Origin of the sequence: Vibrio quintilis (assembly GCF_024529975.1) — a bacterium.
GTDB classification, from domain to species: domain Bacteria; phylum Pseudomonadota; class Gammaproteobacteria; order Enterobacterales; family Vibrionaceae; genus Vibrio; species Vibrio quintilis.
Genome location: NZ_AP024897.1, coordinates 2,439,884 through 2,454,286, shown reverse-complemented (window position 1 = coordinate 2,454,286; position 14,403 = coordinate 2,439,884). Strand labels below are relative to the sequence as shown.

The window sequence follows — 14,403 nt, the reverse complement described above, 5'->3', positions numbered from 1 at the left end:
TCATGACAACCGACAACGTATATCAACCAACGGCTTACAACAGTAAGCATATTCCGCCACAGCGGCCGCGCCCGGAAAAAACACTGGCGCAAAAGCTATTTTCCTCGGGGCAGAGTGAACTCCGCTGGTGTCAACCAACCCCAACGGTTTGTACCCGGGTTGAAACCGATTGCTCTCCATCAGAAATGCGTGAAGAAGCAAAAGAAAAACCTGAGGCTGAATCCTTCTGGAATCAAGAATATCTGGATATGTATAAAGGCAATATCTGGATGCATTTTTTTTTGGTTTTTGCAGCAGCAGCTAAATTTACAGTATTATTCCTTACTCCATTTTTTATTTTTATCTTGTTCATTGGTGCTTTGATCACTTGGGGAGAGTTTGGGTGGGCCGATGGAGTAGAAATGTTTATGGGTTATGTTAAATATGCTGTAATTCCATGTGGTTTATTTTGGGGATTCTTCGAACTCTGTAACCGGACTGCCTGGATTCCGTGGCCACTGAGTGCTCTGTTTCGTATCCGGAAAATTTTCACCCTGAACCGGCGTACCGGGATGGTGACGCTCTATACCCGCAGTGGCCGGGTGCGTTACAGCTATCCGTTTATTGAATTTGACTGTGTTTTATCCACGGCTCCCGGACCACAGGGGCAAATCAAACATGCGTTATTATTAGCACACCGCTATAGTGGTTCAATGCACGGGGTGCCGTTGAGTTCACTGATCGGCGGGGATGAAATGGTGGATGAATACCGCCGGTTATGGCAGATGATTCAGTGTTATATGGATGTCAGCCAGCCCCTGCCGGACTGTTTGTTGCTGGAAGAGTCACGGGAAAAAGATCCGGTGACGGTTGAATATGATAAGAAAATCAAACGGGATCCACGCTACTGGCGGGATATGTCGGATGGCGACTATGACAGAGTGATTGTTTCAATCCGGCAACAACAGCGGGAAAATCCACAATGGGGTGAGGCGCTGAATATTTTTGAGCCAGCTTAACGGATGTTTTTATTTACTCCTCATCACATCATAAAGCTACGCCAGAGTCTGTGGGATTGATTTTGATCGCCCGGGTAAATAATGAATTCACCAATAAAACAGTAATATATCGTGACAACCGACAACGTTTATCAACCAACGGCTTACAACAGTAAGCATATTCCGCCACAGCGGCCGGGCCCGGAAAAAACACTGGCGCAAAAGCTTTTTTCCTCGGGGCAGAGTGAACTCCGTTGGTGTCAATCAACCCCAACGGTTTGTACCAGGGTTGAAACCGATCGTTCTCCATCAGAAATGCGTGAAGAGGCAGAAGAAAACCCTGAGGCTGAATCCTTCTGGAATCAAAAGCATCTGAATATGTATAAAGGCAATATCTGGATGCATTTTTTTTTGGTTTTTGCAGCAGCAGCGAAAGTGACAGTATTATATTTAAACCCATGTTTTATGCTTCTTTTATTGTTTACTTATCTGGTGACATCAGGGGATACTCCACATAATGTGATCTTGCTATTTTTTGATTATCTTTTATATGTCATTGCACCTTGTTGTGCCTTCTGGGGATTCTTTGAACTCTGTAACCACACTGCCTGGGTGCCGTGGCCACTGAGTGCTCTGTTTCGTATCCGGAAAATTTTCACCCTGAACCGGCGTACCGGGATGGTGACGCTCTATACCCGCAGTGGCCGGGTGCGTTACAGCTATCCGTTTATTGAATTTGACTGTGTTTTATCCACGGCTCCCGGACCACAGGGGCAAATCAAACACGCCTTGCTCCTGGCACACCGCTATAGTGGTTCAATGCACGGGGTGCCGTTGAGTTCACTGATCGGCGGGGATGAAATGGTAGATGAATACCGCCGGTTATGGCAGATGATTCAGTGTTATATGGATGTCAGCCAGCCCCTGCCGGACTGTTTGTTGCTGGAAGAGTCACGGGAAAAAGATCCGGTGACGGTTGAATATGATAAGAAAATCAAACGGGATCCACGCTACTGGCGGGATATGTCGGATGGCGACTATGGCAGAGTGATTGTTTCAATCCGGCAACAACAGCGGGAAAACCCACAATGGGGTGAGGCGCTGAATATTTTTGAGCCGGTCTAACGGATGTTTTGATTCACTCCCCTTATCGCATCATAAAGCTGCGCCAGAGTCTGTGGGATTGATTTTGATCGCCCGGGTCAGTATTGAATTTGAAACTTGCTCCGGAAATCGTCTGGTTTGTTTTTGTGTGATTTAAATCACAAAATCAAATCAACCTCATCCATGTATGCCAATCCGTATGCTTTTCAATCAGGTGATTCACCTTCTCATTCAAAATCATCAGGTTATTGCATCAGTCCGGTGACCTCACTCCCTGGCTATCCGGGAAACAAATGTGTCCGTTATGGATAAGCGCCCGCTGCTGTGTTTTTTAAAATGGCTGAACATTCTCCTGAAAAACACCGCGAGGCAGCGATTATGATTTCAGACCCGGCTCAAAAATACAGATCCGCCAATATTGTTTCCAACCCGGACCGTGAATGGCCGGAAAAGCGACTGACAGCCGCACCGCGCTGGTGCTCAACCGATTTAAGGGATGGCAATCAGGCGCTTGCTCACCCTATGGATCACGAGCGAAAGCTGATGTATTTCAATCACCTGATTCAGTGTGGTTTTAAAGAGATCGAAGTTGCCTTTCCGGCCGCATCTGCAACGGAGTTTGAATTTGTCCGTCAGCTGATTGAGCAGCAACGGATACCTGATGATGTCTGGATTCAGGTGATGACGCAGGCGCGCCCGGATTTAATCCGCAGGACAATGGCGTCACTGCGCGGGGCAAATCAGGCCATCATACATGTTTACAATGCCACTGCGCCGACCTTCAGAGACGTTGTGTTCCGGCACTCAAAGGAGCAAACCATCCGGCTGGCATGCAATGCCGCAGGGCTGATTAAACAGTTGTGTGACGCGCAGCCTGAAACCACATGGTGTCTGGAATATTCTCCGGAAACCTTTTGTTTCACAGAAGCGGATTTTGCACTGGAAATTTGTGAAGCCGTGAAAGACTTATGGGAACCTGCCGCATCCCGGCCGTTAATCCTGAATTTGCCAACGACGGTGGAAGTGAATACGCCGAATGTTTTTGCCGATCAGATAGAACTGTTTATGCGCAATTTCAGCGATCTGAGCCATGTCACGATCAGTATTCACCCGCATAATGACCGGGGAACAGGGGTTGCGACGGCAGAACTTGGGGTGCTGGGTGGCGCGCAGCGGGTGGAAGGGTGCCTGTTTGGTAACGGAGAGAGAACCGGTAATGTCGATTTACTGACCTTAGCCATGAACCTCTATAGTCAGGGAGTGACGCCAAACCTGAAGTTTGATGATATGAAAAAAACTGTTGAAGTTGCAGAGTACTGCAATCGCCTCCCGGTACATCCGAGGCATCCATACGCCGGTGAACTGGTTTTTACCGCATTCTCGGGGTCTCATCAGGATGCGATTAAAAAAGGATTTGCCCATCGCAGAAAAACAGATGAAACCATGTGGGATGTGCCTTATCTGCCGGTTGACCCGGAGGATTTGGGGTGTTCCTACGAAGCAGTCATCCGGGTGAACAGTCAGTCCGGTAAAAGTGGCCCCGCCTGGCTGATAGAGCAGAATCACGGACTCAGGCTGCCAAAGGCTTTGCAGATTGATTTCAGTGAAAAAGTCAAAGCCTTTACACATCATTCGGGTTGTGAAATGAGTTTAAAAGCTATCTGGCAGCTGTTTCGGGAATCCTATGGTGTTGTTGATAAGCCGGGACTTCATCTGATGGCGTACCAGAGTCAGTCTCAGGCGGAAGGGCAATATATCTTCGCGAAATTAATGCATCAGGGATGTGAAGTGAACGCGCAGGGAAAAGGGACGGGTGTGATGAGTGCGCTGGTTGATGGTCTCAGGCAGGCATTTGGTCTGGACATCAATATTAAAGACTATTCAGAGCATACGCTTGGTGCCAGCACCCGGAGCCGTGCGGTGACCTATGTCGAGATTCAGTCCGGCGCACAGGGTAGTTTTCATGGCGTTGCGATTGATACCGATTCGCTTAAAGCACTGTTGCAGGCAACGCTGAACGCAGTCAATGGTTTGCTGGTTCATCAGGAAGCATGCTGCTGGCCCGCTTCTGATGCGGGTTAAGCCGGGCTGGCAACAAAAGATTTGGGAGACATGCCAACCCGCTGTTTGAACATCAGGCTAAAGGAACTGTGGCTGTCGTACCCGACGGCGATAGCGGCATCCGTGACAGAATATCCGCTGGCCATCAGTTCCATACTGCGTAACAGCCGGAACCGCCGCAGCCATTCTCCGAAACTCATGCCGGTTTCAGCATGGAACTTACGTGAAATGGTGCGGGCAGACACATTTAAGGATGCCGCGACATCAGCAAGTTCCCACGGCCGTTCCGGATGCGCGGCTATCCGCTCACAAAACTGTTTGAGTGCTTGTGAAGCTGGCATGGCAACGTTGAAACCCGTCAGGTGAATCAAACGCAGCTCATCAAGAATGAGCTCATGGATACGCTCTTCCCGTGAACCGGCGTCAATCTCACCGGCAAATTCAGACGCGGTATTGATCAGTTCCCGCAGCAGCGGGCTGACCTGAAAGATACCGGGCTCATGGATGACATCAGCCCGTGCCAGCGGATCGATAAAAAGCGCCCGGACATCAACGCCACCGACAGCGACCAGACGATGAGGAACACCAGCGGGGATGAGCAGCCCGCGGGAAGGCGGAATGACCCGGCAGGTGCCTTGCATATAGACGCGAATCACCCCGTTCAGGATGTGTAACAGCTGGATCACCTGATGCTGATGTTCCGGCTCGGTAATGCCGTGCTGATAGGTATGCCTGATGGCGTGAACCGGGTTTTTTAGCTGTTCAGTCTGATAAAACATAAATCCATCAAGTTATTGGCATCAGGTTGTTTGGGTATATCAAAGCAGATAATGACAAATGAAATCATTGCAGTCAAAACCAGTCATTCTGAGAATATAAACGAGACGCCGTCATACATGCCGCCGGATCGCCAGCCGGATCTGTTTCTCTGTCTCAATAATAATGAACAGCGACACGCCAATGCCGATAATCAGAACATCATCCCAGAATGGAATGGAAGCCGTCGCAAAGACGGTTTGCAAAGGCGGCAGATAGGTGATGGCAAACTGGGCGATGGTCACGGCGATGACCACTGCCCAGACGACTTTGGTGCCTTTGACGGCATCCCATGTCAACGATGTTCCATGAATATTGCGGATAAAGAACAGCTGGAAAATTTCCATCACCACCAGAGTGTTCAGTGCCATGGTCCGGGCGAGTTCGATCGTATAACCCTGATTGACCGCATAGTGATAAATACCAAACACACCACATGAAAACAGGGTGGAAACCAGCACAATATGCCAGACCAGATGGCCGGAGAGCAGCGGTTCATTGCGCGGGCGGGGCGGGCGGCGCATCGTGGTTGCTTCTGTTGGCTCAAAGGCCAGGGCAATCCCCAGCGTGACGGCGGTGATCAGGTTGACCCACAGAATCTGTACCGGTGTGATGGGCAGTGTCATCCCCAGCAGCAGGGCGAGAATAATCGTCATCGCTTCACCGGCATTGGTCGGCAGTGTCCAGCTGATCACCTTCTTCAGATTGTCATAAACGGTCCGGCCCTCGCGTACCGCAGCGGCAATGGAAGCAAAATTATCATCAGCCAGAACCAGTTCTGCGGCTTCTTTAGCGGCTTCCGATCCTTTACGCCCCATCGCGATACCGGCATCAGAACGTTTTAATGCCGGGGCATCATTCACGCCGTCACCGGTCATTGCGACGGTCATGCCGTGTGATTGCAATGCCATCACCAGTCGCAGTTTATGTTCCGGGCTGGTGCGGGCAAAAATATCACAGTTCAGTACCGCCTGATGTAAGGCGGCATCTTCCATGTTGTCGAGGTCAGCACCGGTCAGCACTTTGTCCGGATTTTGCAGGCCGATCCGCTGTCCAATCGCCGCGGCTGTTTTTGCGTGGTCGCCGGTGATCATTTTCACCCGGATACCGGCACTGTGACATTCTGCTACGGCGACGATGGCTTCCGGACGCGGCGGATCTATCATGCCCACCATTCCGATCAGTGTGAGCGAATCTTCAACATCGCTGCGTTCGAGCACCGTATGTTCCGGCGACACTGATCTCACCGCAAAAGCCAGCACCCGCTGACCCAGAGCTGCCACCGATTCAGCTTTGGCATTCCAGTATGCGTAGTCAAGCGCTTCCGTATGGCCGTCTGCACTGCGCTGATTGTCGCTCATCGCCAGAATCCGCTCGGGCGCCCCTTTGACGAATATAAATGCATGATGTTCGTGGTCATGGTTCAGGGTCGCCATAAAGCGATATTGGGAATCAAAGGGAATCGAGTCGGTGCGGGTCCAGCCTGACTGCGCTTTGCGGACATCCATATCCATTTTCCCGGCAAAAGCGAGCAGGGCACCTTCCATCGGATCGCCTTCCACATGCCAGATACCGTCCTGCTCGCGTAAGCGGGCATCGTTACAAAGTGTTGCAGCACGGGCCAGTTCTTCCAGCACATGATGTTCAGAAGGGCAGATCGGCGAGTTTTCCAGCATGAGAGCCCCTTCCGGTTTGTAACCTTCGCCCTCAATTGTAAACAGATGCCAGTGATCCAGCACCGAAGCGACCATCATTTCATTGCGGGTCAGGGTGCCGGTTTTATCCGTGCATATCACCGAGACTGATCCGAGTGTTTCAATCGCCGGTAAGCGCCGGACGATGGCATTTCGCCGTGCCATCGCCTGCACCCCGATCGCCAGGGTAATGGTCAAAACCGCGGGCAAACCTTCCGGGATGGCTGCAACGGAGAGCCCGACCACAGCCAGAAACATTTCAGTAAACTGGTAGTGAATGACAAAATAACCGAATGCGAGTAACAGCGCCGCGAGCAGCAGGATTAACACCGTCAGCCATTTGGCAAACACGCCCATTTGCGCGACCAGTGGTGTCGTCAGGGTTTCGACCTCAGACAGCAGCCCGCTGATACGCCCGATTTCGGTCTGACTTCCTGTTGTGACCACCACGCCCTGACCCTGACCCGCAGTGACCAGCGTTCCGGAAAAAACCATGCAGGTGCGATCACCCAGCGGAGCATCTGCGGCGACCGCAGCGATGTGTTTCACAACCGGTACCGATTCCCCGGTCAGAATGGCTTCCTGAACTGACAAGCCATGCGTGGTAAACAGGCGTAAATCCGCCGGGACTTTATCGCCTGCTTCTAACAGTACAACGTCACCGGGAACCAGTTGTTCTCCTTTGATACTGAGACGCTCACCGTCCCGAATCACGTTGGCTTGCGGAGCCAGCATATGCCGGATCGCATCCATGGCTTTTTCTGCCTTGCCCTCCTGAAGATAGCCGATAATTGCGTTGACAAGGACCACGGCCAGAATCACGCCGGTATCCATCCAGTGATTCAGTATCGCTGTAATTGTGGCCGAGCCAAGCAACACATAAATCAGGATATTATGAAACTGTTGCAGAAAGCGTATCAGCGCGCTGCGCCGGGCAGCTTCCGGCAGGCGGTTCGGCCCGTATTGTTTCAGTCGTTTCTCAGCCTCATGCTGACTCAGCCCGCCAGTCCGGGCCTGCTGTAGCTTGAGAGCGCCGTCTGTGGAGAGATGATGCCATTGGGTCTGGACCTCTTTTTCTTTCATTTTGGCTGTCCGCATACTGACCTGCCTTAGTATGCTTTCACCGGGGAAACAAATCCCTGTGGCTTCAGTCCCATCAGCGAACAGTTGAGTTTCTGAACAATATTTTCTGCCGTATTTCCAATCATAAATCCGGGAAGACCGGTGCGGGCAACCGTTCCCATCACCAGAATGTCTATGTTCTGATTCTGAGCAAAATCAGGAATCAGTTCGGTTGCTTTACCACGCAGATGATGAATCTGATGCAGGCCGCTGATACCTGAGGACTGAATCAGTGCATCCAGCGCAGCGCGATGTTCAGCTTGCGTTCTGACAATGGTCTGGTCGATCTCAGCATCTGAGGTTTTAATCCACATATTGCCACGTAAATATGCTTCAAATTCGTAATCCCAACATGAGAGAATGTGTAATTCTCCACTGCAGCTGTCCGCCAGGGAACGGGATAGTGCCAGCATCCGTTTGGATAAACTCTCTGCTGCTGCCTCCTGCGCTTTGGGATCAATTGCGACGGCGACCCGGATATGCTGGCGGGAATGTTGAATCGGGCGGCAAAGCCAGACGGGAACCGGGCATTTACGCAGTAAATTCATATCAATGGTTTTTAATCCACACCGGTTATCCTGTGATTCGGCTTCTTTGATCACTAAATCGTGTCCATGTTGGAGAACATGCTGAATAATATTGATCGCAGGGGTTGTGTCACTAACCAGAGCCATTGAAACTTCGACGGCGCCTTCTTCCAGCTTGAGTGCATCACGCGTTCGCTGAACACGCGCCTCTGCCACGGCCAATATGGATTCCTGATAGTCTTTCTGATAGCCGGGAAATTCTGCAGGAAAGTCAGGGCAGACAATCAATACTTTGAGCGGAGCGTCATTATTACGGGCCAGACTCAGGGCCTGCTTCAGCCCCTCGGTTTCATCTGTTGTTCCATGGCTGACGTAAAGTAAATTATGATAATGCCGCATATCAATACTCCTTTTTTATTGTGATGGAACTTCAGAAATCTGTTCAGGCATGTTGCTGCCATAAGCGGTTGCTGTACTGGTTTTTTCTTCCTGCGTCTCAGAGCGGGTATTCATAGCAACCTTATAGGTAAGTGTAGAAGAAACGGGCTTAAAGTGAGGGGAATAAGACGAGATAATCTGTAAGACGACGGGATGATTTGGCACTTTGAGCTAATATACCCAAGCAGCCTGCATCTTCAGGTTGTTTGGGTCTATTGAAATAATTTGCACTATTCATCGATTGAGTCGCGATGTGCCTGTCATACGAACCAGGATCCCGTTTACATTGACGTTTCTGGCTGATGTTTCTGCAAAAGCGGGTTCACTGAATGAGCAACCCGCTTTGGTCAGGCCCGCAGTTTTGCGGGCGGATGAAAGAGCGTTTATTGGTTATCGTACTGCGCTTCCAGCTGATTGGCTTTTTGATAAAGTGGGAGTGACGATAAATGCTGATGATAACGTTGCAGGTTCGGATAACCGGAAAGGACACCTAAACGTTCCAGCAGCTCCGGAATAAATGACATCATGATATCTGCCCCGGTGAGCTTTCCGGCGACAAAGTAAGTTTTGTCAGCGAGCACCTGATCCAGATAGCCCATCACTTTTTTCAGTTCAGTGTCTGCATAACCGGCAAGAAACTGCGTTTCAGTGCCATCCATGGCCAGAAAGATTTTCAGTAAGGTTGGTACCATGGCTGAACTTTCCGCAAAATGTATCCATTGCTGATATTCAGCAAATGCCTGTGTTCCCCTTGGTGGAGCAAGGGTATCCGGTGCAAATCTGTCGATCAGTGATTCGGTAATTGCGCCCGATTCAGCCAGCACAAAACCGTCTTCCTCAATCACCGGCGATTTACCTAACGGGTGAATGGCTTTCAATGCCGCAGGAGCTAAATTGGTGGCCGTATCACGCTGATAAGCCCGGATTGTGTAGTCCACACCAAGCTCTTCGAGCAGCCAGATAATTCTTTTTGAACGGGATTGATTGAGATGATGCAGTGTAATCATCAGGAGTTCCTTTTAAAGTGTCATGAATCATATCAATTTCAGTTGAACTATACCCAGGTAACCTGAACCCTGCATCTTCAGTTTGTTGGGTTATCCCGGTCAGTGACCGGGTGGTTTCTGCCATTGTTTTTGGCCTGATAAAGTGTTATTTGAGCGGCGTTTTATGGTGACAGTAATAAATCATCTGGTTTCATATTTTATGTAAAACAAATATATGTCATGAATGTTTGGCATAAGAATGAGGTTTATCTGGTGAAAGGTATCCGTTCTAATGAAATTCATTTTGGAGAAAGATGGAAGAACCTGATGAAAATAAAAACAATCTGTATCGCCTTACTGTTATCCGTTTGCCCACTGAGTACGATGGCAGCTCAAACCGCAAAAGCGGTTGTTCTGGCTGGCGTCAAAGCCGTATTTATTGACCGGGATGCCGACGAAATTGATCGCTGGTTTTCCCCGGATTATATCCAGCATAATCCGAACTTTCCGAATGGTTCGGGTGTGTTAAAGGGATTCACGAAAAAGATGCCGGATAATTTTAAATATCAGATTGGTCATGTGATTGCTGATGAAGAGACCGGTATGGTAGCGCTTCATTTCCGGGCGCAGGGAACCGGACCAAAACCGATGGTCGGAGTGGATATGTTCCGGGTGAAGAACGGTAAAATTGTTGAACATTGGGATGTCCTGCAGGAGGAAGTAACGGAAACCGTCAGCGGCAATCCTATGTGGTCTGCGACTGAGTAAAAACCGGGGATTAATGCTTGAGAAACGATACATGACCGGTGCCGGTATCCTGGTAAATGACCGAACGGTTTCTGCCGCTGCTTTTCGCCTGATAAAGCATTTGATCGGCTTGTTTGATTGAACTGTCGATATCTGGCTGTGAGGGGGAAATTGTGGTACCGCCAATTGAAACGGTTTGATGATATGCCTGACCACACAGAATGCTGAAGTCCTTTGATTCCAGCGCGGTTCTTAATTTTTCAGCGACGGTTTTGGCATGTCTTTCCGGTGTGTTGGGTAACAGGATTAAAAACTCTTCGCCACCATACCGGCTGACAACATCATTTTTTCTTACTTCAGACTTGAAAACAGCTGCCGCGGTTTGCAGAAATAAATCGCCGGTATCATGTCCGAAACGATCATTGACGGATTTAAAGTGGTCCAGATCCAGAATCAGAATGGAAATATCCCCGCCATATCTGGACTGAAAGTTCAGGGCTTTCTGTATTTCATGGTCCAACCCTCGCCGGTTATATAATCCGGTTAACGGATCGGTGATCAGCAGACGTTGCATCTCTTTTTCTGCCAGTTTCTTTTTTTGTTCCGACCTGCCCAAAATGATGGTGCTGATATAAATCAGGACGGATATAAAGATTGTTGCCAGAGTGACAAATATTTCGTACGCCGAGAAAAAATCCATATTGTCTGTCAGATTGGGCAGGGAAATGCCGACAATGATGCAAAATGAGAGAGAAAGAAGGAATTGCGTTCTGGCAACCAGTCCAACCAGATTTGGCGTCATGAACAGTTTAATTGCGCCTTTATTGGCTGACAGCCCCAGCCCGGAAAGCGCAACCATAAAACAGATTGCGACGGTTGAAACCGACATCTTAAAATACAGCTGCTCTAAATCAAAAAAGTGACCCAGTCCGGCAGTAAAAGGAATGGCCAGTCCGGTCAGCATGAGAAACTGGAACGTATAATATTTTCGAAACAGACGGAATATAATCGCCACAACATAGATCATAAACGTCAGAATCATATTATTGCCAACGGTATCAAACCGGCCCCTGTCTATTTGACTCAACAGATAACGGGCGATAGAACTCACATCGTCGTGAAAGAAAAAATTAAAACCAAAATCAAAAAAACTGATTAATCCTGCCAGCAGGGCAACGGATAACAGCAGGATGGGTTTGTGGAATTTCACCTGATACAGAAGATGAGTCATACACAGGATTAAAGCGATGATAATCGCGATTGGATTGGTGGCAGCTAACGCAGGGTGGATGTGTGAAAAGACGGAGCTTCCGGTTATATCTGCAATCAGCAAAGTGACGCCGAATACGATGGTGGCGGTATTCAGGTACTTACCGCCTGCCATCACGTACAATGTCAGATAATACTTTCTTTCAGCGATCTTCTTCCCGTTCGCCATCTAAACTTCATCCTGTTATCTGATGCTTCTTATAAGATTAATCAAACCCGGTCAGGCGATAAGTCTTATTCGCCTGATAATCAACCGTTTTGCGACGCTGGTCTGTTTTTCTGTGACGATAACCGATGGTTTTGTGAGTTGGCAGAGACTGAAAAAATGTGCCGGATCAGATTAAAGAGGCCTGATATTGCTCAATCACATCGACCGGGGCACCGATGATTGCGGTTTCAATCAGATCACCGATTGCTTCTTTCTCTTTTCCGTCAGCCTTGTCTGCCAGTGCCTCCAGCTGATTCAGTGTTTCCAGGGTAACGGGGGATTCTAACAGCGCCTGTGCTTGTTCCAGTAAAGTCATGACGAGATCCTTTTGTATTATTCGTTTAAGTTTATAACCAAAAAACCGAAGGTACAGTTTTTAAGGCTGATATGGTCTTTAAACTGAAACGGCTGATCTCATTCAAAGCTGTGGTTTAATCGCATATTCCGGTTCATTTTTGCTATCTGTTGCTCAAATTTTGCACCGGGCGGCGATCAAGCGCGTATGCTGTCTGTATTCAGATATCAGTGAACGTTGCATCCGGTCATGTTTGACTGAACCGGGACATCTCTTTGTCCTGGCAGGCTGGTAAGGCCTGAGCCTGTCTGGTTTTTTGTAATAACAGCAGCATCTCTTCATATTGGCCGTCTTTTTCCGGCAGCCTCATTGCCCGGTTGGTGATTAACTTTAATCTGGCTCTGAGCTGTTTTCTTGCCCGCAGGGCCGGGGTGTGCTGAAACACATAAGTGACGGCGTCACAATTGTGGCGTTGGGTTTTCAGACTGGCACCATACCAAATCAGTTTTTTCATCAGCGGCATATCCAGTTTTTGGGCGGCGTATATCAACGGGGTCTCACCCGCATTTGTCTCGGTATTGATATATTTTTCCGGTTGAGGCAGTTCCGGCAAATACTTCATCCTGTGATACTCAAGCAGCAGAAATACCGCATCTTTACCCTGATCATCTTTTTGCTGTATGACGGCGGGGTTGTGTGCAAGGCGTGCTTTTAAGGTCCGGATATCTCCGTTAATCGCGGCCCGGTGGATGGGTTTTCTGTGCAAACGGTATTGCTCAAAAATGAGTTCACCGGAAGCATTCCCCGTTGCTGAAAGTATTTTTTTGATCAAAGTGTCCAGAGAGTACATGTGCTGATCCTGCAGGTGAAGACGGGTGATGAAGTCTTCACGTAATGCCGGTGTTGTTCCTCTCAGGGGTAAAAGTTGTTGCCGGAGCCATACGGAAACGGCTTCTCCGGATATCTGCTGATTTAAATCTGCCCCGTCATTTAAAACGCTTTTCAGCACATTTTCAGGTCGTTTGGGTATACAGGACAGTGCGGCACTCAGCGTGCGGTGCCAGCCGGTGACCAGCAATTGATGCTGTTTCATCCAGTTTAAGATTTGCTCTGCATTGAAGTACGTTGCCAGCATCGACAGATAAGATAAATCAGCTGTTTGCGGGTTGAAACCGGCCAGAAAGCGTTTGAGATCATCACGAATGATTGCCGGGCCGGGCGGTGGCAGTTCTGAGTGTTCAGCAAACAGACGGCGGACGAATGCTTCATTATCGATTAACTGTATGGCGGGCGTACCGTCTGTCAGTCTGAATATATCGCCGCCTCTGTGGTACAGCAGCTCAATCAGATCATCATGATGGTTCCTGACCGCAATTTGCATCGGGGTGTAATTGAGAATTATGTAATCTTCGAAAATATTGTCGACTCTTTTGCCTTCAAGCATCATCCTGCGGGCTTCCGGGGTCAGTGACTGAGGAAAATGGATATAGTCGTAGGTATAAATCGTATCTTTGACAAGGGCTGAAACAGTTTTCGGATGATGGGGCAGGGTTCTGAGTATCCGGTCATTTGCGTTCAAAGCTGAGTGATAACTCAGAGATTTCTTTTCCTGTACCTGACGGGTCTCAAGCCGCGTGACTGTTTTTTCTCCGGTAATAATCGTGGCCATCTGCGGTACTTTTTGATCGGACATGATTTGAACCGGCTGACGGATATCCACGCCCAGCTCTGTCAGTGCTCTGACCTGCTGTACATCTCCCTGCAACAGGGCGTGTTTCCATTGTGCCTGAAGCGCTTTCTGATAACGTTTTGGAAAAGCCCTGAACAGGCAGGTTGCAGACAGGAAAGTTCCGGTGTCCAGTACCTGATGAATTAAGTCGTCAGGAAACTGAATCTGGTGACGGTGCTGTTGTATATACCGGCAGACTTCATCACGGGAGCTGTTTTCAATCAGATGAAATACGCTTTGATCAAAGGCATTTACTTCAGGAGGTGCCGGGCGGTGTGGGGTATCGTCAAACACGATCATGCCAATCCAGGTGGTGATGCCAAGGACGATAAAGCCCGCCAGATAATTAATATATTTCACGTGTTTTCTCTGTATCTTGATGTTTGCTGAGAAAGAAGCTCTGTGCTGTCCGGACGACAGGGTACATGAT

Annotated in this window: 11 protein-coding genes; 4 read left to right on the top strand and 7 right to left on the bottom strand. The window is 49.0% G+C overall.

Going from position 1 to position 14,403, the window contains the following annotated elements; all coding sequences use genetic code 11:
* The first annotated feature begins 2 nt into the window (after positions 1-2).
* The 3 genes from OC443_RS11315 to leuA all read left to right on the top strand — a co-directional run bounded on the left by OC443_RS11315 (position 3) and on the right by leuA (position 4,163).
* The gene (locus OC443_RS11315; protein ID WP_073586715.1) at positions 3-998 is read left to right on the top strand and encodes a hypothetical protein; all 996 of its coding nucleotides are present in this window, start codon (positions 3-5) and stop codon (positions 996-998) included.
* Between the two features lie 111 nt (positions 999-1,109).
* On the top strand, positions 1,110-2,102 hold the full coding sequence (locus OC443_RS11310; RefSeq protein WP_073586714.1) for a hypothetical protein: 993 nt from the start codon (positions 1,110-1,112) through the stop codon (positions 2,100-2,102).
* 315 nt (positions 2,103-2,417) lie between these two features.
* Entirely contained in the window at positions 2,418-4,163 is a 1,746-nt protein-coding gene (gene leuA / locus OC443_RS11305; protein WP_234976490.1) for a 2-isopropylmalate synthase, read from the top strand.
* On the opposite strand, the gene OC443_RS11300 is transcribed toward leuA, so the two are convergent.
* From OC443_RS11300 to OC443_RS11285, 4 genes are all read right to left on the bottom strand, one after another.
* Positions 4,160-4,921 carry an AraC family transcriptional regulator gene (locus tag OC443_RS11300; protein ID WP_073586713.1) on the bottom strand — a complete coding sequence of 254 codons (762 nt, stop codon included), beginning with the start codon at positions 4,919-4,921 and terminating at the stop codon, positions 4,160-4,162. The genes leuA and OC443_RS11300 overlap by 4 nt on opposite strands.
* A gap of 111 nt (positions 4,922-5,032) precedes the next feature.
* The gene (locus OC443_RS11295; protein WP_073586712.1) at positions 5,033-7,750 is read right to left on the bottom strand and encodes a cation-transporting P-type ATPase; all 2,718 of its coding nucleotides are present in this window, start codon (positions 7,748-7,750) and stop codon (positions 5,033-5,035) included.
* 11 nt (positions 7,751-7,761) lie between these two features.
* Complete coding sequence (locus tag OC443_RS11290; protein WP_073586711.1) at positions 7,762-8,700, bottom strand: universal stress protein; 939 nt, start codon at positions 8,698-8,700, stop codon at positions 7,762-7,764.
* 422 nt (positions 8,701-9,122) lie between these two features.
* A complete protein-coding gene (locus OC443_RS11285) occupies positions 9,123-9,746 on the bottom strand; it encodes a glutathione S-transferase family protein (RefSeq protein ID WP_073586710.1) in 624 nt (207 codons plus the stop codon).
* Between the two features lie 306 nt (positions 9,747-10,052).
* Between OC443_RS11285 and OC443_RS11280 the strand changes: the two genes are divergently transcribed.
* Positions 10,053-10,493: a nuclear transport factor 2 family protein gene (locus OC443_RS11280; protein ID WP_083601868.1), complete on the top strand. Its 441-nt coding sequence runs from the start codon at positions 10,053-10,055 to the stop codon at positions 10,491-10,493.
* A 10-nt stretch (positions 10,494-10,503) separates the two neighbouring features.
* On the opposite strand, the gene OC443_RS11275 is transcribed toward OC443_RS11280, so the two are convergent.
* The 3 genes from OC443_RS11275 to OC443_RS11265 all read right to left on the bottom strand — a co-directional run bounded on the left by OC443_RS11275 (position 10,504) and on the right by OC443_RS11265 (position 14,333).
* Complete coding sequence (locus OC443_RS11275; protein ID WP_073586709.1) at positions 10,504-11,910, bottom strand: GGDEF domain-containing protein; 1,407 nt, start codon at positions 11,908-11,910, stop codon at positions 10,504-10,506.
* 166 nt (positions 11,911-12,076) lie between these two features.
* On the bottom strand, positions 12,077-12,265 hold the full coding sequence (locus OC443_RS11270; RefSeq protein ID WP_073586708.1) for a hypothetical protein: 189 nt from the start codon (positions 12,263-12,265) through the stop codon (positions 12,077-12,079).
* Positions 12,266-12,491: 226 nt separating this feature from the next.
* On the bottom strand, positions 12,492-14,333 hold the full coding sequence (locus OC443_RS11265; protein ID WP_073586707.1) for an ankyrin repeat domain-containing protein: 1,842 nt from the start codon (positions 14,331-14,333) through the stop codon (positions 12,492-12,494).
* Between the last annotated feature and the right edge of the window lie 70 nt (positions 14,334-14,403).

Bases quoted from the DNA above. Each gene is read 5' to 3' on its own strand.
- OC443_RS11295 (WP_073586712.1), bottom strand. From the start codon at position 7,750: ATGCGGACAGCCAAAATGAAAGAAAAAGAGGTCCAGACCCAATGGCAT.
- OC443_RS11300 (WP_073586713.1), bottom strand. From the start codon at position 4,921: ATGTTTTATCAGACTGAACAGCTAAAAAACCCGGTTCACGCCATCAGG.
- OC443_RS11290 (WP_073586711.1), bottom strand. From the start codon at position 8,700: ATGCGGCATTATCATAATTTACTTTACGTCAGCCATGGAACAACAGAT.
- OC443_RS11285 (WP_073586710.1), bottom strand. From the start codon at position 9,746: ATGATTACACTGCATCATCTCAATCAATCCCGTTCAAAAAGAATTATC.
- leuA (WP_234976490.1), top strand. From the start codon at position 2,418: ATGGCTGAACATTCTCCTGAAAAACACCGCGAGGCAGCGATTATGATT.
- OC443_RS11280 (WP_083601868.1), top strand. From the start codon at position 10,053: ATGAAAATAAAAACAATCTGTATCGCCTTACTGTTATCCGTTTGCCCA.
- OC443_RS11275 (WP_073586709.1), bottom strand. From the start codon at position 11,910: ATGGCGAACGGGAAGAAGATCGCTGAAAGAAAGTATTATCTGACATTG.
- OC443_RS11315 (WP_073586715.1), top strand. From the start codon at position 3: ATGACAACCGACAACGTATATCAACCAACGGCTTACAACAGTAAGCAT.
- OC443_RS11270 (WP_073586708.1), bottom strand. From the start codon at position 12,265: ATGACTTTACTGGAACAAGCACAGGCGCTGTTAGAATCCCCCGTTACC.